The sequence below is a fragment of the Melittangium boletus DSM 14713 genome (assembly GCF_002305855.1).
Classification (GTDB): Bacteria; Myxococcota; Myxococcia; order Myxococcales; family Myxococcaceae; genus Cystobacter; species Cystobacter boletus.
In genome coordinates this window covers 9423069-9448761 of sequence record NZ_CP022163.1, presented here as the reverse complement: position 1 = coordinate 9448761, position 25693 = coordinate 9423069, and the positions used below count along the sequence as shown (strand labels likewise).

Here is a 25693-nt window from a genome sequence, read left to right as displayed (position 1 = left end):
TCCTCCGAAAAACGGGGAGGGAGCCTACCAGAGACCCGTCCAACCGCGACCTCCTGCTTCACACGGTTCGTGCAAGCGCGAGCGAACGTGCTATGGGCCCCCCCTCGATGCCTAAGCGAAATGATATCCGGAAGGTTCTCGTCATTGGCTCGGGCCCGATCGTGATCGGGCAGGCGTGCGAGTTCGATTACTCAGGGACCCAGGCCATCAAGGCTCTGCGGGAGGAGGGCGTCGAAGTCGTCCTGCTCAACAGCAACCCGGCCACCGTGATGACGGACCCGGAGTTCGCTCATCGCACGTACATCGAGCCCATCACCGTCGAGGTGGCCGAGCGCATCCTCGCCCAGGAGCGGCCCGACTCGGTCCTGCCCACCATGGGCGGTCAGACGGCGCTCAACCTCGCCAAGGCGCTCGCCGAGCAGGGGATTCTCGAGAAGTACGGCGTGCGGCTCATCGGCGCGTCCCTGGAGGCCATCAACAAGGCCGAGGACCGGCAGCTCTTCAAGGCGGCCATGCAGCGCATCGGCGTGGCCCTGCCCGAGAGCGGTTACGCCACCAACATGGAGGAGGCCTTCGCCATCGGCGAGAAGATTGGCTTCCCCGCCATCATCCGGCCCTCCTTCACCCTGGGGGGCACCGGCGGCGGCATCGCCTACAACCGCGAGGAGTTCGAGGCCATCTGCCGCTCGGGCCTCAAGGCGAGCCCCAACTCCACCATCCTCGTCGAGGAGAGCGTGCTCGGCTGGAAGGAGTACGAGCTGGAGGTCGTTCGCGACTCGGCGGACAACGTCATCATCGTCTGCTCCATCGAGAACCTGGACCCCATGGGCGTGCACACGGGGGACTCCATCACCGTGGCCCCGGCCCAGACGCTCACCGACCGGGAGTACCAGCGGCTGCGCGAGGCGTCCCTGCGCATCATCCGGGAGATCGGCGTCGACACGGGCGGCAGCAACATCCAGTTCGGCGTCAACCCGCGTGACGGGCGCATCGTGGTCATCGAGATGAACCCGCGCGTGTCGCGCTCCAGCGCGCTCGCGTCCAAGGCCACGGGCTATCCCATCGCGAAGATCGCCGCGAAGCTGGCCCTGGGCTACACGCTGGACGAGCTGCGCAACGACATCACCCGCGACACCCCCGCCTCCTTCGAGCCCACGCTCGACTACGTGGTGGTGAAGGTGCCTCGCTTCAACTTCGAGAAGTTCCCCCACGCCGATCGCACCCTCACCACCAGCATGCGCGCGGTGGGCGAGGTGATGGCCATCGGCCGCACCTTCCGCGAGGCCTACCTCAAGGCCATGCGCTCCATGGAGTCCGGCAACACGGGCATGGAGACGCCCGAGCTGCCCACGGACAAGGACGCGCGGCGCAAGGTGCTGCGCGACTACCTGCGCGTGCCCCGCCCCGAGCGCCCGCTCTACGTGGCCCAGGCCTTCCGCGAGGGCCTGTCCGTGGAGGACGTCTTCGAGCTGTCGGCGATCGATCCCTGGTTCCTGCGTCACATCCAGGCGCTGGTGCAGGAGGCTCAGCAGTTCCAGGCCTTGGGTGGACTGGACGCGGTGCCTGGCAACGTGCTGCGCGCGGCCAAGGCGGATGGCTTCTCGGACAAGTACCTGGCGAAGCTGCTCGGGTGCACGGAAGCCGAGGTGCGCGCGCGCCGGCACGCCAAGGGCATCCGGCCCGTGTTCAAGCGCGTGGACACCTGCGCCGCCGAGTTCGAGGCCTACACGCCCTACCTGTACTCCACCTATGAGGAGGAGGACGAGGCGCCCCCCACCTCGCGCGAGAAGGTGCTCATCCTGGGCAGTGGCCCCATCCGCATCGGCCAGGGCATCGAGTTCGACTACTGCTGCGTGCACGCGGCCTTCGCGCTGCGCTCGGCCGGGTACGAAACGGTGATGGTCAACTGCAACCCGGAGACGGTGTCCACGGACTACGACACGTCGGACCGGCTGTACTTCGAGCCGCTCACCATCGAGGACGTGCTCGAGGTATCGCAGCGCGAGAAGCCCGTGGGCGCCATCGTCCAGTTCGGTGGGCAGACGCCGCTGCGCCTGTCCGTGCCCCTGGAGAAGGCGGGCCTGCCCATCCTCGGCACCCCCCCGGACGCCATCGACCGGGCCGAGGACCGTGAGCGCTTCGCGCAGCTCATCGAGAAGCTGGGCCTCACCCAGCCGGAGAACGGCGTGGCGCGCAGCCACGAGGAGGCCTACCGCGTGGCCGAGCGCATCGGCTACCCCGTCATGGTGCGCCCCTCCTACGTGCTCGGCGGCCGGGCCATGGAGGTCGTCTACGATCAGGTGAGCCTGGAGCGCTACATGCGCGAGGCGGTGAGCGCGTCGCCCGAGCACCCGGTCCTCATCGACCGCTTCCTCAAGGAGGCCATCGAGGTGGACCTGGATCTGGTGGCGGACCGGACCGGAGCGGTGCTCGTGGGCGGCGTGCTGGAGCACGTGGAGGAAGCGGGCGTGCACTCGGGAGACGCGGCGTGCACGCTGCCGCCGCACTCGCTGTCGCCGGACCTGGTCGAGCGCATGAAGGATCAGGCCATCGCCCTGGCGCGGGAGCTGGGCGTGGTGGGCCTGATGAACGTGCAGTTCGCCATCCAGGGCAAGACCATCTACGTGCTCGAGGTGAACCCGCGCGCGAGCCGCACGGTGCCCTTCATCTCCAAGGCCACGGGCATGCCGCTCGCGAAGATCGCGTCCTTGTGCATGGTGGGCAAGACGCTCGCGGAGCTGGGCGCCACGCGCGAGCCCGAGTTCCGCCACGTGGCCGTCAAGGAGTCCGTGTTCCCCTTCGCGCGCTTCGCCGGGGTGGACGTGATTCTCGGGCCCGAGATGAAGTCCACGGGCGAGGTGATGGGCATCGCGGATGATTTCCCGGCCGCCTTCGCCAAGAGCCAGCAGGCCGCGGGCGTGAAGCTGCCCAAGAGCGGCAAGGTGTTCATCTCCGTGCGCAACGACGACAAGCCGGCGGTGGTGGATCTGGCCCGGCGCCTGCGCGCGCTCGGCTTCAAGCTCGTCACCACGGGCGGCACGCACCAGTACCTGGCGACCAAGGGCATCGACACGGAGAAGGTGCTGAAGGTGGCCGAGGGCCGGCCTCACATCGTGGACAAGATCGTGGACGGGCAGATCGTCCTCGTCATCAACACCACCTTCGGCAAGCAGGAGATCTCCGACAGCTTCTCCATCCGCCGGGAGGCGCTCATGCACAGCGTGCCGTACTTCACCACCGTGCAGGCGGCGCGCATGGCCGTGGGTGCCATGGAATCGCTCACGCACAAGGAGCAGACCGTCAAGCCGCTCCAGGACTACCTCGGGGTGAAGTAGTCCGGGCGCGAGGGGCGCCCCGGGCCGGCATCTCTGGTTTCCAGGTATTTCTTGACTGAGCGGGAATTCCCGTTCTATAGAAACCAGACATGCCGGCCCTGCTTCATCGCTCGCTGTCACCTTCGCGGCCGGATTCCACCCGATGCACGAAGGAGTCACCGATGAAGACGTTGACGCTGGCTGGACTGGGCGCCGTGGTGTTGCTGGGACTGACGGGATGTGGCGCTGGTGAGGCCGCTCCGGATGAGAGCCTGCCCAACCCGGGTGAGGAGGGGGGGCGCGTCACGGCGATGGCCTCCGTGACCAAGACGCTCTACTACGAGGGCAAGTGTTCGTGGCTCAAGTGCGCCAATGGCAACAACGCCACGGGCGCCTGCGGCTACGGTTGCAGCGACACCCGTCTGGGCTTCGCGCGTGACTCCGCCCAGCGTCTGAGCTGCGGTCAGTCGGTGCGCGTCGTCGCCAATGGCAAGAGCGTGTACGCCACCGTGTGGGACCACTCGTGCTGCAACATGTTCGAGGGCACCGACGCCCTCCTCAAGTCGCTCGCCATCCCGCATGGTGACGGCACCTGCGCGGGCAAGGGCAACTTCACCTACGGCTACGGACAGGCCTCGGCCACGTTCCACTACTGAGCGCGGCTCCAAACGGGTTCGGAGTCAGGAGAGGGATCATGCGAGCATCCGCCCTCGGGCTGTCGTTGTTGGCGCTCCTCACGGTGCTTGGGTGCAAGGAGCGCTCGCGGCGTCCTCTCCCCAGCGGGAAGATCGAGCGGACCTGGGTTCCTCTCAGCGCGCTGCCGCTGCGAGGGCCCGCGACCGCCAAGGTCACGCTGGTCCTCTTCTGTGACTTCGCGTCCCCGTATTGTTCGCGGGCCACGGAGCAGGTGAATGAATTGCGGAGGGGGGCCGGAGACTCCCTCCGCGTTCAGTATCGCTACAACCCGTTGCCCATCTATCCCCACGCCCAAGTCGCCGCTGAAGCCGCGGCCGCCGCGGCGGAGCAGGGTCAGTTCTGGCGCTATCACGATCTGCTCTTCTCCCACCGGGACGCGCTCGATCGGCCGTCGCTCGAGCGTTACGCCGAGCAGCTGGGGCTCGACGTGGCGCGCTTCCGGGATGCACTCGACTCCGAGCGCGCTCGCGAGAAGGTCGATGCCGACGCGATCCTCGCCGCGCAGCTCCAGGCCCGGGGCGTTCCCGTCTTCTTCGTGAATGGCCGGGCCTTGCGCGGCTCGGTGGACCTCGCGGCCCTCCAGGCACTCGTGGCCGAGGAGGTCGCCGTGGCGGACGCGATGCTCGACCAGGGCGTGGCCCCGCGTGAGCTCTACCAGCGGTTGGCCGACGCTCCCGTCGAGAGCGCGCCCGCGTCCGCCGAGGCGCCAGCGAAGCAGGCTCCTCACGACGAGAGCCCGCTCGACCCGGATCCTGTCTACAAGGTCGAGGTGGGTGATTCCCCGTCGAAGGGTCCCGCGGACGCCAAGGTGACGGTCGTGCTGTGGTCCGACTTCGAGTGCGAGCGCTGTGGTGCGTTCGAGTCCGTGCTCAACACCGCCGTGGCGGCCTTTCCCAAGGACGTGCGGATCGTGTGGAAGTTCCGCCCCGTGCCGGATCACCCGGGCGCCATCCTGGCCTCCGAGGCCGCCCTGGCGGCTGGCGCGCAAGGCAAGTTCTGGCAGATGCACGACAAGCTCTTCGCGGACTCCTCTTTCGAGCGGCCGAAGTTCGAGGAGCATGCTCGCCAGCTCGGGTTGGACCTGGAGCGCTTCCGCGCCGCGCTCGACGAGCGGACCTACTCGGCGCACGTCGCCCGGGATCTGGACGTCTCCGAGACCCTGGTCATTGGCAACCTGCCCACGCTCTTCATCAATGGACGGCGCCTGGAGTACGGCGAGGTGAGGCGTGGCCAGTTGGAGAGCACCACGCTGACGCTGGAGTCGGTGCGTTCGCTCATCGCGACGGAACTCCAGAACGCGAACCGGGCGCTGAAACAGGGCGCGGCGCCCGAGAACCTGTATGCCACCCTCATCGCCAACGGACGCGAGGCGGGACCCAAGCGGGGGGAACTGCCCCCGCTGCCCAAGGGCGTCTACCAGGTCGACATCGGGAACTCGCCCGTGCGGGGGCCGAAGGACGCGCCCATCACCCTCGTGACGTTCTCGGACTTCCAGTGCCCCTACTGCACGCGCCTGGAGAAGACGCTGGAACAGGTCCGCTCCCGGTATGGAGACAAGGTTCGCATCGTGTGGAAGGACGCGCCGAACACGGAGATCCACCCGGAAGCCATGGCCGCCCATGAGGCCGCGCGCGCGGCGGGTGCGCAGGGCCGCTTTTGGGAGATGCACGACAAGATCTTCAGCAGGCCCTTCGCCCTTCAGCGCTCCCTGCTCGAGCGGTATGCGACCGAGCTGGGTCTGGACATGGACAAGTTCCACACCGCGATGACGGACGGCGGGTTCCAGAAGGCGATCCGCGAGGACACGGAGTACGGTGTCAACCTCGTGGGTCCGAGCGGTACGCCCGCGGTGCTCGTCAACGGGCGTCTGCTGCCCGGGGCCTTCCCGTTCGAGACCTTCCGTCAGGTCATCGACGAGGAGCTTGAACGTCTCAAGATCGCCGGACCGGGTGGAGGAACCTGATGCGGTTGCGGTACGGACTCCTGTTGGGCGCGGCCTGCGTGCTTCTGCTCGCCTTGGGCCTGTGGGGGACGACTCATTGGCGCGAGCCGGGCCCGTTGCCCGCTGGCCCCGCGCCCCAGGCGGGAGCGGTGCGGCCTCCCGTCGCCACGGAGACCCCACCTCCCGTGGCCTCCGTGCCGCCTCCCCGACGGGTCGAGCCTCGGCCGCCCGTGGCTACGCCTCCGGTACGGGAGGCCCCACCGCCGCCCCCTCCGTCCGAGCCAGCGCCCGAGCAGGAAGTCCTTCCTCCCGGGGAAGACACCCGCGCGGATCGTTACGAGCCCCAGGACGGAGGAGAGCCGGAGATCCGCACGTTGCTCGCGGTGGGCGACATCCGGATTGGCGTGGCACGCGGCGCGGAGATCCACGACGAGGCGGGCCTGAAGAAGGTGCTGGTGCGGATTGGGGATGATCTGGAGCGGCGGATGCGGGAGGCCCGTCCGAGAGGGGAGGGCGGACCGCAGCAGGTGCTCGACGATTACCGGGAGGAACTGGGCCAGTACATGCGCGGGGACGTGGAGATGCGCGGTCCCGAATTCATGATCGGCACGGAAGTCGGCCCGCCCCTGCCACGCGAGAAATGGTGGAAGCCTCGGCAACAGTGATCAATCGGGAGTCACCCGGACGGGGTGATGAACGAACTCGGCTCCGTCCGTGGCCAGGAATTGGTCCAGGAGGCGGATGATCTCCTGGAGCGTTCGGTCCAGGTCGCCTCCGTTCGCATGAAGGATTTGCTTGGCCCACCACTCGGGGAGGTGCCTCCATTCGGGATGGCGCTTGTAAAGCCACTCATCAAAGCGACTTTGCGGACTTGGGAGCCCGGCGTCTCCCAGCGCGTCGTCGTATCCCCCCATGTACATGTAAAGGTGGTCGAGGGTGAAGTCAGGTGCGAACATCCTCGGGCGCTCACAGATGTGGCGCATGTGTTCGAACACACTGCCCGCGCGAAGAATCGGGCTCATGGAATCTGACCCACTGTCCTCATCGAGAGACTCCCAGGAGAGTTGAGTCGCTTCATGTACTCAGCGAGGGTCAAACCCACTGGCCCGGTCATCGCGTCGTATAACCGGTTCTCCACTTGCACTGCGTAATGAAGCGCGTTTTCAGAGGGTGTTGAACAGGAGCAGAGGGGCGCCCCCGCTCCAAATGCAGGGCGTTCAAGGCCAAAGCAGTGCGTTCCTGCCCCTTGAGGCGATGTGTTCGTGGAATTCATGTGACTCCGTAGCCGCTGCGGCCGCTGCCTTCGTCCGTTTTGTCCTCCTGCCGATGATGACCGCGAAGGTAGTGGCGAGCAGGTGACCGCGCAAGTTGCGCATGGCACGAGAGTTCTTATCTCTCGAGGTCATGAGCGAGCTTTCCATGCCCGATAGGCAGCGCTATCCCACGGACCTGACGGACATGTCAGGCGACAGGAATTTTTGACCCCCTTACGTCACTAAAACTGACCCCCTCCCGGGCTCGTTGTTCTACGTCGAGATGCTCCGTCGTTCTACTGCGGATGTCCGCCGGAGCGCGCCCTCGCTGCTTCTCGAGCGAGGGCGCGCGGAGGCGGCTTCCGAGGCTCAGCGCCCGGGTTCTGCTCCGGCGTCAGGGGTCTGCGGCGAGCCACGGCCCAGCAGCCCGGCCTTGCGCTTCTGCCGCAGCCGGTAGCTGTCGCCTTGAATCAGCAGCGTGTGGCTGTGGTGCAACTACCTGCTGCGCGCCGCGCTGGCCGCCATCGACAACCCCGGCACCGTCACGCTTCCCTCCAGCCTCGACTGACGCCGCCGCGCCTCGCTTCGTGGCCCGACGGCTCCTCCTCGCCTCGTCCAGACGGGGCTCGGCGAGCTGTTACGATCTACCCATGCCCGATAGGCAGCGCTATCCCACGGACCTGACGGACAAACAATGGGCGCTGGTAGAACCCTTCGTCCGGGCCAGCCACTGTGGGCCCCAAGAGGTGCTACATCCACGGCGAGAAGTGGTCAACGCCATCCTGTACATCAAGCGCACGGGAGCGCAGTGGCGCTACATGCCGCACGACTTGCCGGACTGGCGGATTGTCTATCACTACTTCGCGCGCTGGAAGGTACCCGTCCGGAGTTCGACGTGATGGCAGCGGCTTGAAGACGGACGGGTGCCGTGCTCGGCGAAGGTCGCGAGCGGTGCAGCTTGCGAAGCACCTGGAGCGAGAGCCGTCGGGACGAGTTCAGGAAGTGTCGGCCGTGCGCAGTCGCTTCCACGCTACCGGCAACAGTTCGTCGAGGTGGCTATTGGGATGCGACTGCACCCGCATGAGAACATCCGCGAGGTACGCCTCGGGATTGATTTCATTGGCCCCACACGTCGCCACCAGCGAGTAGAGGCCCGCGAGGTTACGGCCCGCCTCGTCGTGTCCGACGAAGAGGAAATTCTTGCGGCCCACCGCCGCGGTGCGCAGCGCCCGCTCGCTGCGGTTGTTGTCCAGCGGCAAGCGCGCGTCTTCCACGAAACGGCCAAGCGACTCCCACTGTCCTCGCACGTAGCCCATGGCCATCCCCAGCGGGCCCTTGGGCGGGTGCAGGGGCTCCTGCTGCTCCAGCCAGAGCTTGAATTGCTCCAGCACGGGCGCGCTCTTCTCCTGCCGCCAGGCTTTGTGCTCGGGCGTGCGGACGATTCTCGCGGCCAGCGCTTCGTGCTCCACCCGGTACAGCTCGCGGATGAAGTCCAGGGCCCGCTGGGCCTCGGGCGCCGTGGTGAGCGCCTTGAAGAATTTCCTGCGCGCGTGCGCCCAACAACCCACGCGCGTGCGGCCCTCGGGCGTCGTCACCGGGTTGTAGCCCGTATGTCCATCCACCACCAGGGCGCCCTGGGTGCCGCCCAACACCTCCACGGGCGTCTGCCCACTGCGGCTCGGACTGAAACGGTAGCCAATGCGCGGCGTCTGCTCTTCGTCCTCCGCGAGGAAGGTCCACAGAAAGCCCTGCCGCGTCTTGCCCGGCGCCTGCACCTTGAGCGGTGTCTCATCCGCTTGCACCACGTGCTGTGCGGCAATCTCTTCCAGGAGTCTGTCGGCCAGCGGCGCCACCTCCCGCGCCGCCAGGTGGAAGAGGTCCGTCAGCGTACTGCGCGCCATGGGCACGCCCTGCCGCTCCAACGCCCGGGCCAGTCGGTGCAGCGGCAGGGAGTCGGCGCATTTGGCCACCACCAGGTGCGCCACCAGTCCCGGCCCGTACTGACTCTTGTCTCCCAGCCGCACCGGCCCGGGCGCTGTCACCAGCCCCTCGCCGCACTGGCACGCCAGTGTCTGCTGGACATGCACCTGGCGCTCGAGCCGGGCCGGTATGTACTCATACACGACGCTGCGTTTGCCCTCGCCCACGGGCTTGAGCTGTGTCCCGCCGCAACTCGCGCAGGCCCTCTGCTCAGCTGGCACTTCGTGGTGCACTTCTCGCGAGGGCAGGGCCGCCCGCACCGCCGCGCGCTCGCGACGCTTGTCCAGGGCCGCCTGGGCCACGGCCTGCTGGCCCTCCTCCTCGTCCTGCTGCTGGCGCAACTCCTCGGCCACCGACGGCAACCGTTCCGAGGAGCGGCCAAAGACTCGCCGCTGGAGCTCTTGCACCTGCGCCTCCACGCACGTGAGGCGCTCGCGCAATTCCTCGGCTTCTTCTCGCCAGGGACAGTAGGGGTGCGGTTGGGCAAGTAGCGCGCCATGCCCCCCTTTTTTCACCTGACTCGCGAGGTGGTGTCTACGCCGCGACTTTCCCGGTGGGCTGCTCGGCCGGAGCCCAGGCGCGCGGACGCTTCACCGCCGCCACCTCAATCCCATCCAACAACATGGCCAGTTGCGTGGCGTCCACCCGCACCGTCCGCGAAGCCTGCTCCACCGGCGGCAGGCGGAAGCGGCCCGTCTCCAGGCGCTTGTAGTACAGCACGAAGCCTCCTCGGTCCCAGGTGAGAATCTTCACCTTGTCCCCGCGTCGCCCTACGAAGACAAACAGGTGCCCGCTGTAGACGTCCTCTCCCCATTCGTTACGCACCAGCGCCATGAGCCCGTCAATGGACTTGCGCATGTCCACCGGTTGGCTCGCCAGCAGAATCCTCACCGACGAGGGCAGCGTCAGCATGAGCGCAGCGCCTCCACCAACTGCGCCACGTACTTCACGTCCGTCCCAGGGGCGACGGCCAGGCGCACTCCGCTCGGCAGCTCCACTTCCAGCGGTGCGCTGGCCTCTCGGTCCGTCCTCACCGGAGACGCTGTCGGCACCACCTCCACCGGCAGCAGCCTCACCCCTCCCGTCCTCTGGGCTCTCCTCCTCCTCAGCCACGACTGCAACGTCGACAGGGCCACTCCCCGCTGCGCCACGAACTGCGCCTGCGTCAGCCCGCTCCCCTCGTACTCCTCCACCACCTCAATCCACTTCTCCCTCTGCTGCCTCTTCTCGCTCATTCGTCCAGTGGAGACATTCCGGACTCACTCCCTCAAGACGTCCATCCCCGGACGGGTACGTTCATGTGCTCTCCCGTGGAAGATAAAGCACCTGAACCATTGTGTGGTTGCTTGGATCAGGTGGTCAATCCGGCGTGATCCGGACGGGATGGTGGACGAACTCAGCTCCGTCCGTGGCCAGGAATTGGTCTAGGAGGCGGATGATTTCGTCGAGCGTCTGGCCCAGATCGCCTCCGTTCGCTTGGTGGATTTGCATGGCCCACCATTCGGGCAGGTCACTCCATTCGGGATGTCTTTTGTAAATCCACTCCCGAAAGTATTTGTACTGGCCTGGAAGACCCGCATCACTACGACCATTCTCATAACCCATCATGTATAGATGGAGATGATCGAGGGTGAAGTCAGGCGAGAACATCCCTGGGCGCTCGCACATGTGACGCATGTGCTCGAACAGGCTTCCCGCGCGTAATACAGGACTCATGGCAGTTGCTCCACGAGTTGCATGGAGATACCTCCGGAAGCGGGTGAGTGTATCCGCTTCAAGTAATCAGTCACGATGAGGCCCGTGGGTCCAGTCATCGCGTCATAAATGCGGTTTTCTATCTGAACAGCGAAATGTAGAGCGTTATTGGAGATTTGAACCGCGCTGCGCGGCTCACCCGCTCGCCGTTCAAAGGCGATGAAGTCGTCTCCCCATTCGGTCACGGTGGTGCTGAATCGGACGTAGGAGGGCTTCATTCCAAGCTGCTTGAAGCCTTCGAACACATCGCGCGCCACCTGGATGCAGGGCCCCGCTCGCTGATTGGTGGTGTTGAACGCGGCCTGGAAGGCCAGGAGCCATTGGGGAGCGTTCTTCCCCGTCTCCAATTCCCACAGGCTGATGGCTCCGGCGAGGTCGCCCCTGGCCAGCGCCGCCAGCATCCGGACGCGAAGCGAATCCGGTATTTGGAGCACGGCGTGCAAGACCTGCCGTGCCGGTCCTGTCGCGGGCGAGGCGAGGACCGGCGTCGTGCCGAGCGCGATGACTAGGAACAACCCCCGGACGTTCATGGGCGTCCGGGGTCTAGAACGTCAGCCGGAAGTGGATGGACTTGGGCCGCGTGAGCTGGTCGAAGCCGAGCGCGCTCAAGCTGTGGCCGCGTCCCGAGTTCTTCACGCCAATCCACGGCAGCGCCGGATCCACCGAGTCGCAGCGGTTCATGTAGACCGTGCCGAACTCGAGCTGCGTGGCGAACCGGGCGGCGCGATCCCGATCCTTCGTCCAGACGCTCGCGGTGAGGCCCAGGTCCGAGTGGTTCATCCTCGCCAGGGCCTCCTCATCCGAGTCCACCACGGCGATCGGAAGCAGCGGCCCGAAGGACTCCTGCCGCATCAACGCCATCGTGTCGTCCAGATCCGTGAGCAGCGTGGCCTCGAAGAATCGGCCCTTGCCGTCCACCTGCGTCCGCTTGCCTCCCGCCACCACCCGCGCGCCCTTGCCACGCGCGTCCTCCACCAGCTTCTCCAGCTCCGCCGGGTGGTTCGGTTGGGCGATGGGCCCGAGCGTCGTCTTGTCGCTCAGGGGATCCCCCATCACGTAGGCGCGCACCAGGGACTCGCACGCCTCGGTGAAGCGCTTGTAGAGCGAGCGGTGCACGTAGACCCGCTCCACCGCGCAGCAGCTCTGGCCCGCGTTGTAGATGGCCCCGTCCACCACGTTCTCCACCGTCTTGTCGAAGTCACAGTCCGGCGCCACGTAGGCCGGATCGTTTCCTCCCAGCTCCAGTCCCATGTGGCGGAAGCGCGCCGAGCCCGCGTGCGTGAGCCGCTGGCCTCCGTAGACCGAGCCCGTGAACACCACATGATCCACTCGCGCATCGCCCACCATGCGCTCGCTCGTGGGGTGGTCGCAGTGCATCGCCTGCACGAGGTGCCCGGGGGCTCCGGCCTCGGAGAACGCGCGCGCGAAGTGCTCTCCGCACAGGGGGGAGCGGGGGGAGTGCTTCACCACCACCGAATTGCCCGCCAACACCGCCGGCACCACCACGTTCACCGCCGTGAGCAGCGGGTAGTTCCACGCGGGCAGGTCCAACACCACGCCCAGCGGCTCCTTGACGATCCGCCGCTCGAAGCCCGCCTTGGCGGGCAACACCACGTCCGCCAGGGCGCTGTCCGCGATGGAGATCATGTACCGGGCGCGCTCGGCCATCCCGCGAATCTCGCCCTTCGCCTGGGCCAGGGGCTTGCCCATCATCCGGCTGATGTCGAGCGCGATGTCCTCCGCGCGTGCTTCCATGGCGGCGACCATGCGCTCGCACCAGGCCTTGCGCTCGGACAGGGGCGTCGCGCGCGCGGCCCGGGCGGCGGCTCGGGCCTGATCGAGCACGGTGTTGACGGCCGCCTCGTCCGCCAGCGGCACGGAGCAGGCGGTGTCTCCAGTGTAGGGATTGTCGACAGTCAGGGTGGTCATGGCGCGCCAGGGTAGTGCGCGAGCCACCCCCGGCCCAAGAGCGGCCCGTCATCCGGTCCTCCGTGCGTTCGCTCCTGGACGGCCGGAGAGCCGGGACGTTACGGTGGCCCCCATGCGCCGTTCCCCGTTCGCGACGATCCTGCTCGCCGCCCTCGTGCTGCCGGCCTGTCTTCCCCGCTCGGCCCGGCCCTCCGCGCCGACCCTGGCCTCCGTGGCGGACGGGCTCTTCGCCAGTGTCGAGGGGGAGGGCTCCCTCACGGGCGCCTTCGTCGTGGACGCCGCGACGGGCATGCCGTTGTACGCGCACCGCGAGCACGTGCGGCTGCTCCCCGCCTCCACCATGAAGGTGGTGTCCACCTCCGCCGCCCTGTCCGCGCTGGGCCCGGACTTCCGCTTCCATACCCCCGTGTGGCTCCAGGGCTCCCAGCTCGGCAATCTCTTCCTGGGCGACCTGGTGGTGGAGGCGTCCGGAGACCCCTCGCTGGGCTCGTGGCGGTTTCCCGAGACGGCCCAGGCGTGCGAACAGCTCGCCGAGGCCTTCCAGGCCCGGGGCATCCGCCAGTGGTTCGGCACGGTGCGCGTCACCAACGCCGAGGAGGGCCCCTATGGCGGCTTGTACGGCCCCGGCTGGGCCTGGGACGACGCGGCCTATGCCTACAGCGCCGCGCCCACGCCGTTCGTCTTCCGCGAGAACGTGGCGGAGCTCTCCGTGACGCGCCCCGAGGGCCAGGACTGCGCCTCACCCGCGCTCCATCCCCTGGAGGTGCGCTATTCGCCGCCCATCGATGCGTCCATGACGGCCGTGTACCTCGACCCGAGCGCCCAGCGGGCCGGGCTTGGCTGCACGCGCGAGCGCGGCACCGGGCGCACGCGCTGCGTGTGGCGCTCGACAGCGGGGCAATGTCCTCACCGGGTGTCGACGCGCGTCTCCGTGGACGCGCCCCAGGCCCTGTTCACGGCGTGCCTGGGAGATGCGCTCGCCGCGCGAGGCCTCTGGCGCGTGCCCACGCCCTTCCAGCCCGTGGCGGAGCCCTCGGCCCTCCCGCGCGAGCTGCTGCTGGACTTCGTCAGTCCGCCCCTGTCCGAGCTGGTGAAGGTGACGAATAAGGAATCGCTCAACCTCTACGCCGAGCGGCTGGGCCTGCGCTTCACCCTCGAGCGCGTCGGCACCGAGAGCTACTCCGCGCTGCGCGAGGCCTTCGCCCAGGAGCTCCATCGCCGGGGCATCGCCTCGCGACTGTTGCGGCCGGTGGATGGCAGTGGCCTGTCCCGCTACAACGTGGCCAGTGCGCGGGGACTCGCGGAGGTGATTTCCACCAGCCTCCGGGAGCCCTATGCGAGCGCGCTCCTGGAGAGCCTGCCCGTCGCGGGGGTGGACGGCACCCTGGCGGGAAGCGCCGGGACGGGCATTCGGGGACTCATCCGCGCGAAGACGGGGACCCTGTCGGGGCAGAAGGCCTACGTGGGCATCGCCGAGCGTCCCCACGATGCGGAGCATCCCCGCGTCGTCTTCGCGCTCATGCTGGGCAACCTCGATGATCAACCCGCGCTCACGGCGAGCCAGATCTTCGAGCGTTTCGCCGAGGCACTGGTGGCCTCCCCCCTGAAATGAGGGAAGGCCTCCGCATGGGCGTCACTCCATCGTGAACGAGGCGTGCTGGGTGGCTTCCGAGCTGTCTCCCACCCAGAGATCATAGCGGGTGCCGGGCTCCACCACCCGTGACGCACGGGAGTCGAAGAAGGACAGCTCCTTGAAGCCCAGGGTGAACTCCAGCGTCCGAGACTCGCCCGGAGCCAGCGCGACACGTTGGAAGCCCGCGAGCTGGCGCACGGGCTGAGCGGTGCTCGCGCCCTGGATTCGCAGATAGAGCTGCGCCACCACCGTGCCCGCGACCTTGCCCGTGTTGCGGACCTGGGTCTTCACGCGCAGCACGTCCTGGCCCTGCTTCTGGACCGCGCGCGCCGAGAGGGTCGACGCGCTCGGCGTGGGCGGGGTGAAGTCGAACGTGGTGTAGGAGAGGCCGTAGCCGAAGGGGTAGAGCGGCGTGTTGCGCTCGTCCAGGTAGCGCGAGACATACTTCTCCGCCGGTCCCGCGGGAGGGCGCGTCAGGTCGGTCTTTCCCGCCGGGCGTCCGGTGTTGAAGTGGTTGTAGTAGAGCGGCACCTGCCCGAGGCTTCGAGGGAAGGTGACCGGCAGCCGGGCGCTGAAATTCACCTCGCCCCACAGCAGGTTCGTCAGCGCGTGACCGGCCTCGATGCCGGGCTGCCACGCCTGCACGATGGCCGTGGCGTGGACCTGCGCCTCCGTGAGGGCCAACGGACGGCCGCTGAAGACGATCAGCACCACGGGCTTGCCGGTCGCGGCCAGCGCCTCGAGCAGCTGCAACTGATTGCCGGGCAGATCGATGCGCGTGCGGGAAGCGGCCTCGCCGCTCATGCTCGTGTCCTCACCCAGCGCGGCGATCACCACCTCCGAGGCCGCCGCGGCCGCCACCGCTTCCTGGAAGCCCGAGGTGTCCGCCCCGAGGACGCCCGTGCCCCTCGCGTAGCGCAGCGTCCCCTTGCCGTCCGCCAGCCGGTGCTCCAACGCGGCGCGCAGGGTCACCGCGTCCCGGGGCTCTCCCTTGGCGCTCCAGACGCCCAGCATGTCGACGGGGGCGTCCGCCAGGGGACCGACCAGGGCGATCTTCCGGCCCGAGGAGGGCAGGGGCAGCACGCCGCCCTCGTTCTTGAGCAGGACGATGGACTCCTCCGCCATGCGCCGGGCCAGTTCGCGCTTCTCCGGGGTGGCCACGTAGGCCGCCGCCTTCTCGTCCACGAGCGGGTGCTCGAACAGGCCGAGCGCGAACTTGACGCGCAGCACGCGGCGCACGGCCTCGTCCACCACCGCCTGGCCGAGTTTTCCCTCGCGCACCAGCCGGGGAATCTCCGGCCCATAGAGGTGCGACTCCATGTCCATCTCGACGCCCGCGGTCAGCGCCCGGTGCGCGGCGGCCGGGCCATCCAGGGCGATGCCGTGGTTCACCAGCTCCGCCACCGCGGTCCAATCACTGACCACGAAGCCGTTGAAGCCCCACTCCTTCCTCAAGATGTCGGTCATGAGATAGGAGTTGGCCGTGGCGGGTACCCCATTGAGCGTATTGAAGGCGCTCATCAGGGTCGCGGCTCCCTCCTCGACGGCGGCCTGGAAGGGCGGCAGATAGACCTGCCTCAAGCTCACGTCGGACATGTCGACGGTGTTGTAGTCCCGGCCGCCTTCCGCCCCGCCATAGCCGGCGAAGTGCTTCACGCTGGCCGCCACCGACGTGGGCTCCGCCAGCGATGCGCCCTGGTACCCCCGGACATATGCGCGAGCCATGGCGGCACCCAGGAGGGGATCTTCCCCCGAGCCCTCGGCGATGCGGCCCCAGCGGGCGTCCCGCGCGATGTCGACCATGGGCGAGAAGGCCCAGCGGATGCCATCGGCGGCGGCTTCCGACCCGGCCAGACGCATGGCCCGCTCCACGAGTTCCGTGTCGAAGCTCGAGGCCATGGCCAGGGGGATGGGCAGGGTGGTGCGGTGGCCGTGGATCACGTCGAAGCCGAACAGCAGCGGAATCTTGAGGCGGCTCTGCTCGATCGCGATGCGCTGATAGCGATTGGTCTCCTGGGCGCCCACCACGTTGAGCAGCGAGCCGGCGGCGCCGGTGCGCACCAGCGTTTCGTAGTCGTCACGTCCGGTGCCAGGCCCGGTGGGCGTTCCCACGGAGTACTGCGCGAGCTGTCCCGCCTTCTCCTCGAGCGTCATCTGCTTGAGCAGCGCCTCGACCCGGCGGTCGATGTCGGCTCCGGAGAGTTGCCGGTTGGACGGAGCCGGACGCGCGGTCGCGCTCGCCCGCTTCACCATGTTCCGTGCCGGGGCGGCGTTGGCCGTCAGGAGGAGCGCGATGCCGCCTCCCACGTTCGCGAGCCGGATGCCACGCCGCATCTGATTCCATCTCCGCAAGCCCATGTGTTCTCGTCCCTCGTGCCGTTGGTGAGGCGCGGCAGCCTAGCCAACGGAGCGAGGGGGGCCCGGATTTTTTAGAACGCGCCCATTCCCACCAGGCCGAAGGTGCTCTTCACGTTGTCCTGGGCGCCGAGGAAGAATCCGGACAACACCGGGCCCGTGCGCAGCGTGGCCGTGGCCTGGAGGCGGGTGCGCGCGGTCTCCCACTGGCGGCTGAGCACGGTGCGCAGGCTGAAGCGCTCGCGCTGCACGCCCGTCTCGAGGACCATCCACAGGTTCGGCTCGGCCTTGCTGGAGTGGATGCCCACGCTCAGTTCGAGCCAGGACACCCGGCCCCGCAGGTTCGCCCAGCGCGTGTCGAGCAGCATTCCCTCGGGAGTCCGCGCGGCCGCGCCGCCCAGCTCGAGTTGTTCGAGGCGGAAGGCATACAGCGACAGCTCCGGCAGCCGGATCCGCGTCGCCATGTCCGCGCGCGCGTTTTGAAACCGGGGCTCGGAGCGCAATTGGAAGGACAGCTTCAGACGTCCCTTGAACAGGTTGCCGTTCACCAGGGTCGGTATTCCGAGGTTGGTCGCTGGCGCCGTACCAAACTGATAGAGCAGCCCCAGCGCCGCCACGCTCGCGGAGATCACCGCCGTCCGCTTGGACACGTGGAGGTAGTCGAGCGCCGAGGTGAGCCCTCTTTGCAGGGGGCTGTCGGGCCTGCGCAGCTGCGGGCCCAGGTCTCGCACCCGGAGCTGTTCGCCATCGGGCCCGAGCTCCAGGAGGGAGGCGATGTGCCGCCCCGCGGGGATGTCGGACAGCGTCACGTCCCGTGCCGGCTGCGAGAGCGCGTTCAATCCATCCCGTTGCTCGTGGTTCCCGGAGGGGATGAAGGCCCAGGCCCTCGCGCGCACGGCGAGGGCGAGCGTGGGCGCGGTGATTCCCCCCGCCAGGGCCCGCTCTGGATCCGCGAAGGCGAAGAGGAGTTCCTCGAACGCGGGGCGTTCGAACATGCTGGGAGGGGGCGCGACCGACCGATGAAGCTCGGGGGCCTCCTTCTTGTCTGGAGGGGGGGCGAGCGAGCGATGAAGCTCAAGGTACTCCGCCCTGGACGGGAGCGCCCAGAGTGCCACGGTGCAAATCACCGCCCATGCTGAGGCGTACCGGCCCATTGGGGCAAAGGTGGTCAGACCTCCGCTCGCCAGCAAGCAAGGCACGAGGAATGCGAAGCCGGTAGAGCGCCCCCGGCGGGCAAGGGGGGCGAGAAGTGAACAAAGGCGGTGCATGGCTGCCCGCCAGACAGGCGGTACGCCGCAGCGGGCTCCATGACCGCGGCACCGCGTCCGGTGCCTCGAGGACGCGCGCCCCCTGGTTCGGGCTGGAGGTCATGTTCCAAAGAAGATATGGCGTCCCCCCCGCGCGCCTCGGAGGTGCCGACCAGGAGCAGACACAGTTGGAAACGACAGCATCCATCAGTGTGGCCATCCCGGCCTTGAACGAGGGCGCACGGCTGCCGCTCCTCGTGGAGGAGTTGGTCGAGGTGGGGCTGCGTGTCCAGGCCCCCGCGGCCGAGTTCATCATCTCGGATGATGGCAGCCGCGACGGGGATGCCCGGCGCTACGAGGAACTGGCCCGGGAGGGGCAGGCGCGCTTCACGGCCGCGGGAACGCCGCATCGGATCCGCTGCCTGCGAGCCCCGCGCAACGAGGGCAAGGGCTCGGCCATCCGCCGCGCGTGGAGCGACGCCGCCGTGGGGACGCGGTGGTTCGCGTTCCTCGACGCGGACGGCGCCGTGTCCGGGAGCGAGTTCTGGCGTCTGGCGGCGATGCTCTCCGATGCGGCGCCCTTCGATGTCCTGGCCGCCTCGCGCGTGAAGATGGCGGGCCGGAGCGTGGACCGGAAGCTCTTCCGTCACCTGCAGGGCCGGGTCTTCGCCACGCTGACGGAGCAGCTCTTTCAGCTCGGGTTCTACGACACGCAATGCGGACTCAAGTTCCTGCGCGCCGGCTTCCTGCTGCCCGTGCTGGAGCGGCTCGTCGAGAACCGCTGGCTGCTCGACGTGGAGTTGCTGGTGCTGCTGCGCCGTCAGGGGGCGCGCCTGCGCGAGGAGCCCATCGACTGGCACGAGCCGGGGGGTTCCAAGGTCCGCTTCGGGGTGGATCCGCTGCTCATGTTCGAGGGCCTGGTGCGGATGAGGGCGAGGCTCGGCGGAGACGCATCATGAGTGCACGGCACCCGGAGAGCGGTGGACGCGCGCGTCTGCTGCCCTGGGGGGGCGTGGTGCTCGGGGTGGTCTGGTACCTCCTGGTGGGAGGAGGCCGGACGCTGGACCCCACGTTTCTGGATTGGCTGGGCGCGGGAGATCTCGCGCAGCACGTGCTCGGCTGGCTCCACTTCCGCAACGCGCCCTGGGGTTTTCCGCTGGGCAGGACCCCGGACCTCATGCGGCCGCTCACCCTGACGGTGGGCTTCTCCGACTCCAACCCGTGGGTGTCGCTCGCGCTCAAGCCCTTCTCGCGCTGGCTGCCCCAGGACTTCCAGTTCGTCGGCCCGTGGTTGCTCCTGTGCTTCGCGCTCCAGGGATGGATGGGCGTCAAGCTCATGGGGGTCCTCACGCCCCGGCCATCGCAGCGCCTCCTGGGGGCGGCTCTGCTCGTGATGTCGCCGGTGCTCCTCTTCCGCTCCGAGCACGACACCCTTTGTGCCCAGTGGATGCTCACCGCGATGCTCTACCTGAACCTGCGTCCTCGCGAGGACGCCCGGGCGGCGTGGCGCGCGCTGGGATGGGCGTTCGGGCTCAACGCGCTCGCCGCGGGCGTCCACCCGTACCTGGAGATGATGGTCCTCGCGCTCACGCTGGCGCTTCTCGTCACCACGGTGCGGGAGCATCACCTGTCCTGGCGCGCGGCGGCGGCGGCCTTGGCTGGGGTGGGCTTGATGGTGGGGGGCATCTTCTTCGCTGTCGGCTATGTGGGCCTGGGCGTGAGCGCTTCCTCGGGGGGCTTTGGCCACTTCAGCTCCGATGTGCTCTCGCTCATCAACCCGATGGGCTGGTCGCGCGTGCTGCCGGCGCTCCGCCTGGGGCCGGGGCAGGCCGAGGGTTTTGGGTACCTGGGCACGGGGGTGATCGCGCTCGGCGTGGTGGCGCTGGTGGGCAAGCCCTCGGCCTGGTGGCCGCGCGTGAGGGCGGAGGTGAAGGCGCACTGGCCGCTCGCGGTGGGGGTGCTCCTGATGACCCTCCTGGCCTTCTCGTCGGTCATCACGGTGGCGGGCAGGGTCGTGGTGTCGATGCGCTCGGTGGCGGAGCCGTTCATGCCCCTGCTCGGGCCATTTCGCTCCTCGGGCCGCTTCATCTGGTCCTTCCACTACGTGGTGATGACGGGAATCATCGCGCTGACGGTGTGGCGCTGGCGGCAGAAGCCCCAGGTGGCCACCGCCTTGCTCCTGGGCGCGGTGCTCCTCCAGGGACTGGACACGCCAGACGTATGGGAGTGGAGCCGATTCCGGGGGGCGCCGTGGCCCCGGTTGCAGGCGCCGGAGTGGGAGCGCGTGGATCCATTCTACCGGCACATCGTCCTGTACCCGCCCTCCATCCACGGCTCGATCGTGCCCTGCGTGAAGAACACCTTTCCGGAGGACGAGTATGTGCGCTTCGGGGACCTCGCCTACCGCAAGGGGCTGACGACGAACAGCGGCTACTCGGCACGCCTCAACGAGAAGCACGTCGCGGAGGTCTGCGCGGCGCTCGAGGCCGACGTGGAGAACGGCCGCCTCGCGGAGGACACGCTCTACGTGGTGGACAAGCCGAAGCTGGCGCTGTTCCAGCGGCTGGGAGCGGGCGTCACTTGCGGCGAGCTGGACGGCTTCTCGGTGTGCGTGACCGCGAAGGAGGGGCGCTTCCGGGAAGCGCTGGTGCGAGCGAACGCCGTCGGCAACCCGGGCTGAGGTGTCCTCTTCTCAGTCGAGGAGCCGTCTCCACCAAGACCGTGCTTCGTCCGCGGTGAAGTGCATATCGGAATAGCGCGGCGGCTCATCGGACAGGGTTGTCTCCGACAGAGTCAGGGGCTCAAGCCAAGGCTCCAGCACTTTCGCGAACTCGCGGTATGAGGGAAGAGTCTGTCCGACAGACAGGTCTCCCGATTCGGGCATCTCTCCCAGAGAGACGACGACGCGGTCCTCGTCAATCGCGTGCACGGTCGTGCCCGGAGCATGAATACGGGAACGAAGGGCAGTGGCTCCACCAAGTTGGCCAAGCGCGGGTTGCGCGAGGAAATTGAGCCAATGGACGCCGTCAACTTGAGCACCCAACCTCGTTGGAAGGGGCCAGGCCGTGCGTAGATCGATACCTGGATAGCGAGCGAGTTCGGTGCGGAAGGCCTCGTCGGCGATAGACAGTCCCCAGTAGAAGTGAAGAGCGAGGCCACCATGGCCCGTGACGAAGCGAAGTTGGGAGGCCATGTCCAGGGCCAGTTCGCGTACCCTCTCGGCGCCGTGCTGTTCCAGGTACGTCATGGGAAACGTCGCGGTGAGGATGCTCACTGCATCCATCGAAGGATTGCGCCACGGAATACGAGCCCGGTAGTGGAGTTCGTAGCCATTGCGGCTGCGCAAGCCCCCGCTGAAGAGCAGTTGTGTGGCGTAGCCTCTCTTCTCCAATCGGTGCGCACTGGCCGCATCCAACTCCTCGATGAATCGGAACGGCCTCTCGGGACGGAGGAGTTCTTGGCTGTAGCTCCAACGCTCATCACTTAGCGTGTCGCCTTCATCGTCATTGATGAATACGTGATTGATTGTTCTACGGCTTTGTCCAACCGCACGCATGTAGCTCTCGACAGCGTGACTGACTCCGGCGGCGATTTCCGGATGGTCGTACGGCAGGTAGAAGGCGAGGCGCACGACATCTCGCGTGAGGAGTTCTCTTCTCGGACGAGGTGGTTCCTCGTCGGAGCGCCTTCGACGAACGAGCGGAATGCCGCGATGACGAATGCGCAGGGGGCGAGCCGGAGCGCGTTCATTTTTCAAGGGAGTCGAGTCCCTTCGGAGACACAATCGCCGCCGGACAGCGCCTCGTGAGCTTCTGGTACCCCTGGAGTTGTCCTCTGACACCCGGGGCGATGAGGGGATTCAGCTTGTGGTCGGAGAGACAGGGAAACTTGAACTCATAGACGCATTGCACGTCGGTTGCATTCCTCGTCCCGTGCACCACGAAGTCGGGGTGAAGCGTATCGAGGCCACCGTTCGAGAGCCCTACTCCATTCACATCGGGATCCGGCTTGTAACGAGGCTCGACGGTGAAGTTATCTCGCAGCTCTGGCGGCAGACGAGATTTGATGCAGGCGAAGGCCGCGGCGTGCTTGAGCCGCCCGAGTTCCTGGGCGAGGGTGACACGTTCACCTGTTGCATCACGCCCAATGAATTTCTTGCATTCCGCGTCATTGGGAAACTTGCCGTTCGCGAACTTGCTGCCTCCCGATTGCTGGTAGGCTTCGTTGACGTCCGCGTGGGCCTGTGCCACGCATTCCTTGAGAATGCCTTCGACGTGGTCCAACTCCGCTCCGGTGAGCGCTCTTTCGAGGGTCAGTAAGTTCCAAGTGGCCTCGCTCGCTTGGACAAACCTATCAACCACGGGTTTGAGCCGAGCTGCCCCTGGAGCCAGGAGTTCTCCGGTGCTCGCGTTGACGGGGGCCGTGCACGCCGCTCCACAGGACTGGTTGAGTGGATGTCGCCCTCCGGTGAGTGCTCCTCGCCAAGCGGATCGTGGATGAACCGGGTGCGGAGGGTCGTAAAAGCGCGGTGAGCCAGGGCCCACGAGCGGCGGGTGGTGCGGCGCCTGCCGTGGGGTGCAGCCGACATGCAAGAGGAGTGTGGCGACCGATACGGCCATCGGAAGCCACACAGGCAGTTGAGTCCCAATCCTGGGCGAGCTGGGATGTGAAGAAGACATCGCACACCTCGTGTGCGGAAGAAGGAACATCGTTGGTCACCGAGGGCGGCGTGGCGCCCTCGCTTGAGCCACAGTACCTCAGCCGAGGATGAGCTTCTCCAGCAGGGCCTTCTGCACGTGCATGCGGTTCTCCGCCTCGTCCCAGACGGCCGACTGGGGGCCGTCGAGCACGCCCGCGGAGATCTCCTCACCCCGGTGCGCTGGCAGGCAGTGCAGCACGATGGCGCCCGGCTTCGCCTTGGCGAGCAGGGCCTCGTCGAGCTGGTAGCCATTCAGGTCCTTCATGCGCCGGGCCGACTCGGCCTCCTGGCCCATGCTCGTCCACACGTCCGTCACCACCACGTCCGCGTCCCGCACGGCCTCCGAGGCATCCGCCGTCACGTGCACCCGGTCTCCCGCCTCGGCCAGCAGCGATGCGGCGGGGCGGTAGCCCTCCGGACAGCCCAGGCGCAGGTGGAAGCCGAAAAAGCGCGTGGCCTCCACGAACGAGCGGCCCATGTTGCTCGCGCAGTCGCCCAGGAACGCCACCGTCTTGCCCTTCACGCTCCCCAGCCGCTCCTCCACCGTGAACAGGTCCGCGAGGATCTGCACCGGATGGCCACCCTCGGACAGGCCGTTGATGACGGGCACCGACGACGCCTTGGCGAAGGCGTTGAGCCGATCATCCCCGAAGGTGCGGAACATCACGCAGTCCGCGTAGCCGGAGATGACGCGCGACGTGTCTTCAATCGTCTCGCCCCGGGCGATCTGGCTGCTGGCCGACGACAGCGTCGTCACCGTGCCGCCCAGCTGGTACATGGCCGCCTCGAAGGACAGGTGCGTGCGCGTCGAGGCCTTCTCGAACACCAGCACCAGGTGGCGTCCGGCGAGCGTCGTCACCACCTCCTTGCGCTTGCGGCTCGCCTTGAGGGCGTGCGCGCGATCGAAGAGGGCACGGTAGTCGGCCTCGGTCAGGTCCGAGAGGGTGAGGAAATCACGCTTCACAGTGCTGCCTCCTGCAGTGCGTCGAAGAGGGACGCGAGCCGGGGGACGGCGCGTGCCAGCTCCCTCGCCCGCGCCGCGTGGGACTTGAGCTCCACCAACTGCTTCTCCACGGACGCCGGACCGGTGCCTCCGGCGTTCGCCTTGCGCTCCACCGCGAGCCGCGGGTCCGCGCTCTTGAGCACCTCGGCGTCGAAGCGCGGGTCCACCGACTGCGCCAGCTCCAGCGTCACCTGGGCGAGCGGCAGGCCCTTCTCCTGGCACGCGCGCACCAGCGCTCCCGTGGCCTTGTACGCCGTGCGGAAGGGGATGCCCTTCATCGCCAGCGCCTCGGCCACGTCCGTGGCCTGCATGTAGTCCGACTCCACCGCCGCCAGGCACCGCTCGCGGTCGAAGTGCACCTTGCCGAGCGCCAGGTGCAGCATGGACAGCACGCTCGTGAGCAGCGGGCCCGTCTCCAGCAGCACCTGCCGGTCCTCTTGCAGGTCGCGGTTGTAGCCCCCCGGCAGGCCCTTCACGAGCACCGCCAGGTTGGTGAGGTTGCCCACCGCGCGCCCGGCCTTGCCTCGGATGAGCTCGAAGACGTCCGGGTTGCGCTTCTGCGGCATCATGCTCGAGCCGCAGGCGATCTCCCCGTCCAGCTTCACGAAGCCGAACTCGGGCGAGGAGAAGTCGAAGAAGTCCGTGGCCACCCGGCTCGCGTGCAGGAGCGAGCGCATGGCCGCGTAGGCGAAGTCCAGGGCGAAGTCCCGGTCTCCCACGGTGTCCAGGCCGTTCATCGTGACGCGGGAGAAGCGCAAGAGCTCGCGCGTCACCTCGCGGTCGATGGGCAGGGACGTGCCGCCAATGGCGCCCACGCCCAGGGGCAGCGCGGCCACGCCCTGCAGCACGAAGCCGAGCGCGTCCACGTCCCGGCTGAACATGGCTCCGTAGCCACACAGCTGGTAGGCGAGGGTGATGGGCTGGGCCCGCTGCCGGTGGGTGTACGAGGGGAGGAGCGTCGTGCGCTCGGCCTCGGCGCGCGCGGCGAGCCCCTCGAGCAGCGTCGCCAGCACGTCGAGCGCGTCGGCCACCTTCTCGCGCACGTGCAGGCGCAGGTCGAGCGCCACCTGATCATTGCGCGAGCGCGCCGTGTGCAAGAGGCCCGCGCGCTCGCCGAGGACGCGGGTGAGCTCCGCCTCCACGGCCATGTGCACGTCCTCCTCGTCGGCGAGCACGAGCGTGCCCGCCTTCGCGGCCTTCCAGATGGCCACGAGCTGCTCGCGCAGGGCGCGGGCGTCCTCCGAGGGGATGAGGCGGGTGCGCGACAGCATGGTGAGGTGGGCGAGGCTGCCCACCAGATCCTCCTGGAGGAGGGCTCTGTCGAGCGCCAGCGAGCTGGTGAACGCCAGCACCTCCGGGTGGAGGCCGGTTCCGCCGGAGGCGGCCGTCTTGGCAATCGTCACGGGGTGTCTTCCTTTCCGAAGAAGGCTTTCAACTTCTTGTTGAGCGTGCGCGTGGAGCGGCCCCGGGCTGGAGCGACGAAGATGGTGTCATCTCCGGCGAGTGTCCCCAGGCATTCGAGCAGCCGCGCCTGATCGATGGCCGACGCCACCAGGGGCGCGGAGCCCGGGCGGGTGCGGACCACCACCATCATCTCGTTGTCCTCCACCGAGAGGATCATCTCTCCCAGCTCCATCAGCCGGGACTCTCCCGCGGGGGGACGTGCGTCCTCCAGGCCATAGACGGTGCCGCCCTCGGGCAGGGACACGCGCATGGCGCCCAGGTGGGCCAGATCCCGGGACAACGTGGCCTGGGTGACGTCGAAGCCCTCGCGGGAGAGCAGCTGCCCCAACTCCTCCTGGGTGCCCACCGCGTGCGCGCGGATGATCCGCCGGATGGTCTCCTGGCGCGCGGCCTTGTCTCCATTGTTCCGCAGTGGACTCACGT

The 25693-nt window shown here is 67.9% G+C and carries 22 protein-coding genes; 8 read left to right on the top strand and 14 right to left on the bottom strand.

Annotated features, from left to right (window positions below; genetic code table 11):
* Window positions 1-107: 107 nt before the first annotated feature.
* From carB to MEBOL_RS43905, 4 genes are all read left to right on the top strand, one after another.
* On the top strand, window positions 108-3335 hold the full coding sequence (carB, locus tag MEBOL_RS38910; RefSeq protein ID WP_095983276.1) for a carbamoyl-phosphate synthase large subunit: 3228 nt from the start codon (window positions 108-110) through the stop codon (window positions 3333-3335).
* A 161-nt stretch (window positions 3336-3496) separates the two neighbouring features.
* Window positions 3497-3970: an RlpA-like double-psi beta-barrel domain-containing protein gene (locus MEBOL_RS38905; protein ID WP_095982149.1), complete on the top strand. Its 474-nt coding sequence runs from the start codon at window positions 3497-3499 to the stop codon at window positions 3968-3970.
* Between the two features lie 38 nt (window positions 3971-4008).
* Window positions 4009-5973 (top strand): DsbA family protein, encoded by a 1965-nt coding sequence (locus MEBOL_RS38900; protein WP_095982148.1) that lies wholly within the window; start codon window positions 4009-4011, stop codon window positions 5971-5973.
* The gene (locus tag MEBOL_RS43905) at window positions 5973-6617 is read left to right on the top strand and encodes a hypothetical protein (RefSeq protein WP_095982147.1); all 645 of its coding nucleotides are present in this window, start codon (window positions 5973-5975) and stop codon (window positions 6615-6617) included. The genes MEBOL_RS38900 and MEBOL_RS43905 overlap by 1 nt, the downstream gene beginning before the upstream one ends.
* On the opposite strand, the gene MEBOL_RS38890 is transcribed toward MEBOL_RS43905, so the two are convergent.
* The gene (locus tag MEBOL_RS38890; protein ID WP_095982146.1) at window positions 6618-6974 is read right to left on the bottom strand and encodes a hypothetical protein; all 357 of its coding nucleotides are present in this window, start codon (window positions 6972-6974) and stop codon (window positions 6618-6620) included.
* 881 nt (window positions 6975-7855) lie between these two features.
* Here MEBOL_RS38890 and MEBOL_RS38885 point away from each other — a divergent pair.
* Window positions 7856-8104: a transposase gene (locus MEBOL_RS38885; protein WP_095982145.1), complete on the top strand. Its 249-nt coding sequence runs from the start codon at window positions 7856-7858 to the stop codon at window positions 8102-8104.
* A gap of 96 nt (window positions 8105-8200) precedes the next feature.
* On the opposite strand, the gene tnpC is transcribed toward MEBOL_RS38885, so the two are convergent.
* From tnpC to MEBOL_RS38855, 6 genes are all read right to left on the bottom strand, one after another.
* Entirely contained in the window at window positions 8201-9700 is a 1500-nt protein-coding gene (tnpC, locus tag MEBOL_RS38880; protein ID WP_095982144.1) for an IS66 family transposase, read from the bottom strand.
* A 19-nt stretch (window positions 9701-9719) separates the two neighbouring features.
* The gene (gene tnpB / locus MEBOL_RS38875) at window positions 9720-10097 is read right to left on the bottom strand and encodes an IS66 family insertion sequence element accessory protein TnpB (RefSeq protein WP_095982143.1); all 378 of its coding nucleotides are present in this window, start codon (window positions 10095-10097) and stop codon (window positions 9720-9722) included.
* Window positions 10091-10420, bottom strand: coding sequence for an IS66 family insertion sequence element accessory protein TnpA (tnpA, locus tag MEBOL_RS38870; protein ID WP_095982142.1), 330 nt, complete (start codon window positions 10418-10420; stop codon window positions 10091-10093). The genes tnpB and tnpA overlap by 7 nt, the downstream gene beginning before the upstream one ends.
* A gap of 124 nt (window positions 10421-10544) precedes the next feature.
* Window positions 10545-10901, bottom strand: coding sequence for a hypothetical protein (locus tag MEBOL_RS38865; RefSeq protein WP_157823933.1), 357 nt, complete (start codon window positions 10899-10901; stop codon window positions 10545-10547).
* Window positions 10898-11470 (bottom strand): hypothetical protein, encoded by a 573-nt coding sequence (locus MEBOL_RS38860; RefSeq protein ID WP_095982140.1) that lies wholly within the window; start codon window positions 11468-11470, stop codon window positions 10898-10900. Before MEBOL_RS38860 ends, MEBOL_RS38865 begins: the two co-directional genes overlap by 4 nt.
* A 13-nt stretch (window positions 11471-11483) precedes the next feature.
* The gene (locus MEBOL_RS38855) at window positions 11484-12869 is read right to left on the bottom strand and encodes an aldehyde dehydrogenase family protein (RefSeq protein WP_095982139.1); all 1386 of its coding nucleotides are present in this window, start codon (window positions 12867-12869) and stop codon (window positions 11484-11486) included.
* 112 nt (window positions 12870-12981) lie between these two features.
* Between MEBOL_RS38855 and dacB the strand changes: the two genes are divergently transcribed.
* A complete protein-coding gene (gene dacB / locus MEBOL_RS38850) occupies window positions 12982-14481 on the top strand; it encodes a D-alanyl-D-alanine carboxypeptidase/D-alanyl-D-alanine endopeptidase (RefSeq protein WP_095982138.1) in 1500 nt (499 codons plus the stop codon).
* Window positions 14482-14502: 21 nt separating this feature from the next.
* Here dacB and MEBOL_RS38845 read toward each other — a convergent pair whose 3' ends face one another.
* Both MEBOL_RS38845 and MEBOL_RS38840 read right to left on the bottom strand, forming a co-directional pair.
* A complete protein-coding gene (locus MEBOL_RS38845; protein WP_095982137.1) occupies window positions 14503-16860 on the bottom strand; it encodes a glycoside hydrolase family 3 N-terminal domain-containing protein in 2358 nt (785 codons plus the stop codon).
* Window positions 16861-16931: 71 nt separating this feature from the next.
* A complete protein-coding gene (locus MEBOL_RS38840; RefSeq protein WP_095982136.1) occupies window positions 16932-17852 on the bottom strand; it encodes a hypothetical protein in 921 nt (306 codons plus the stop codon).
* A 440-nt stretch (window positions 17853-18292) separates the two neighbouring features.
* Here MEBOL_RS38840 and MEBOL_RS38835 point away from each other — a divergent pair, with 440 nt between their 5' ends.
* On the top strand, window positions 18293-19063 hold the full coding sequence (locus MEBOL_RS38835) for a glycosyltransferase (RefSeq protein WP_157823931.1): 771 nt from the start codon (window positions 18293-18295) through the stop codon (window positions 19061-19063).
* Window positions 19060-20784 carry a DUF6311 domain-containing protein gene (locus MEBOL_RS38830; RefSeq protein WP_095982134.1) on the top strand — a complete coding sequence of 575 codons (1725 nt, stop codon included), beginning with the start codon at window positions 19060-19062 and terminating at the stop codon, window positions 20782-20784. The genes MEBOL_RS38835 and MEBOL_RS38830 overlap by 4 nt, the downstream gene beginning before the upstream one ends.
* A gap of 12 nt (window positions 20785-20796) precedes the next feature.
* Here MEBOL_RS38830 and MEBOL_RS38825 read toward each other — a convergent pair whose 3' ends face one another.
* From MEBOL_RS38825 to argR, 5 genes are all read right to left on the bottom strand, one after another.
* Window positions 20797-21735 carry a type VI immunity family protein gene (locus tag MEBOL_RS38825; protein ID WP_095982133.1) on the bottom strand — a complete coding sequence of 313 codons (939 nt, stop codon included), beginning with the start codon at window positions 21733-21735 and terminating at the stop codon, window positions 20797-20799.
* A 115-nt stretch (window positions 21736-21850) separates the two neighbouring features.
* On the bottom strand, window positions 21851-22387 hold the full coding sequence (locus tag MEBOL_RS38820) for a hypothetical protein (protein WP_095982132.1): 537 nt from the start codon (window positions 22385-22387) through the stop codon (window positions 21851-21853).
* Between the two features lie 474 nt (window positions 22388-22861).
* Window positions 22862-23767, bottom strand: a complete 906-nt coding sequence (gene argF / locus MEBOL_RS38815) for an ornithine carbamoyltransferase (protein ID WP_095982131.1) — start codon at window positions 23765-23767, stop codon at window positions 22862-22864.
* Window positions 23764-25209 carry an argininosuccinate lyase gene (gene argH / locus MEBOL_RS38810; RefSeq protein WP_095982130.1) on the bottom strand — a complete coding sequence of 482 codons (1446 nt, stop codon included), beginning with the start codon at window positions 25207-25209 and terminating at the stop codon, window positions 23764-23766. The genes argF and argH overlap by 4 nt, the downstream gene beginning before the upstream one ends.
* Window positions 25206-25691: an arginine repressor gene (gene argR / locus MEBOL_RS38805; RefSeq protein ID WP_095982129.1), complete on the bottom strand. Its 486-nt coding sequence runs from the start codon at window positions 25689-25691 to the stop codon at window positions 25206-25208. The genes argH and argR overlap by 4 nt, the downstream gene beginning before the upstream one ends.
* Window positions 25692-25693: the final 2 nt, after the last annotated feature.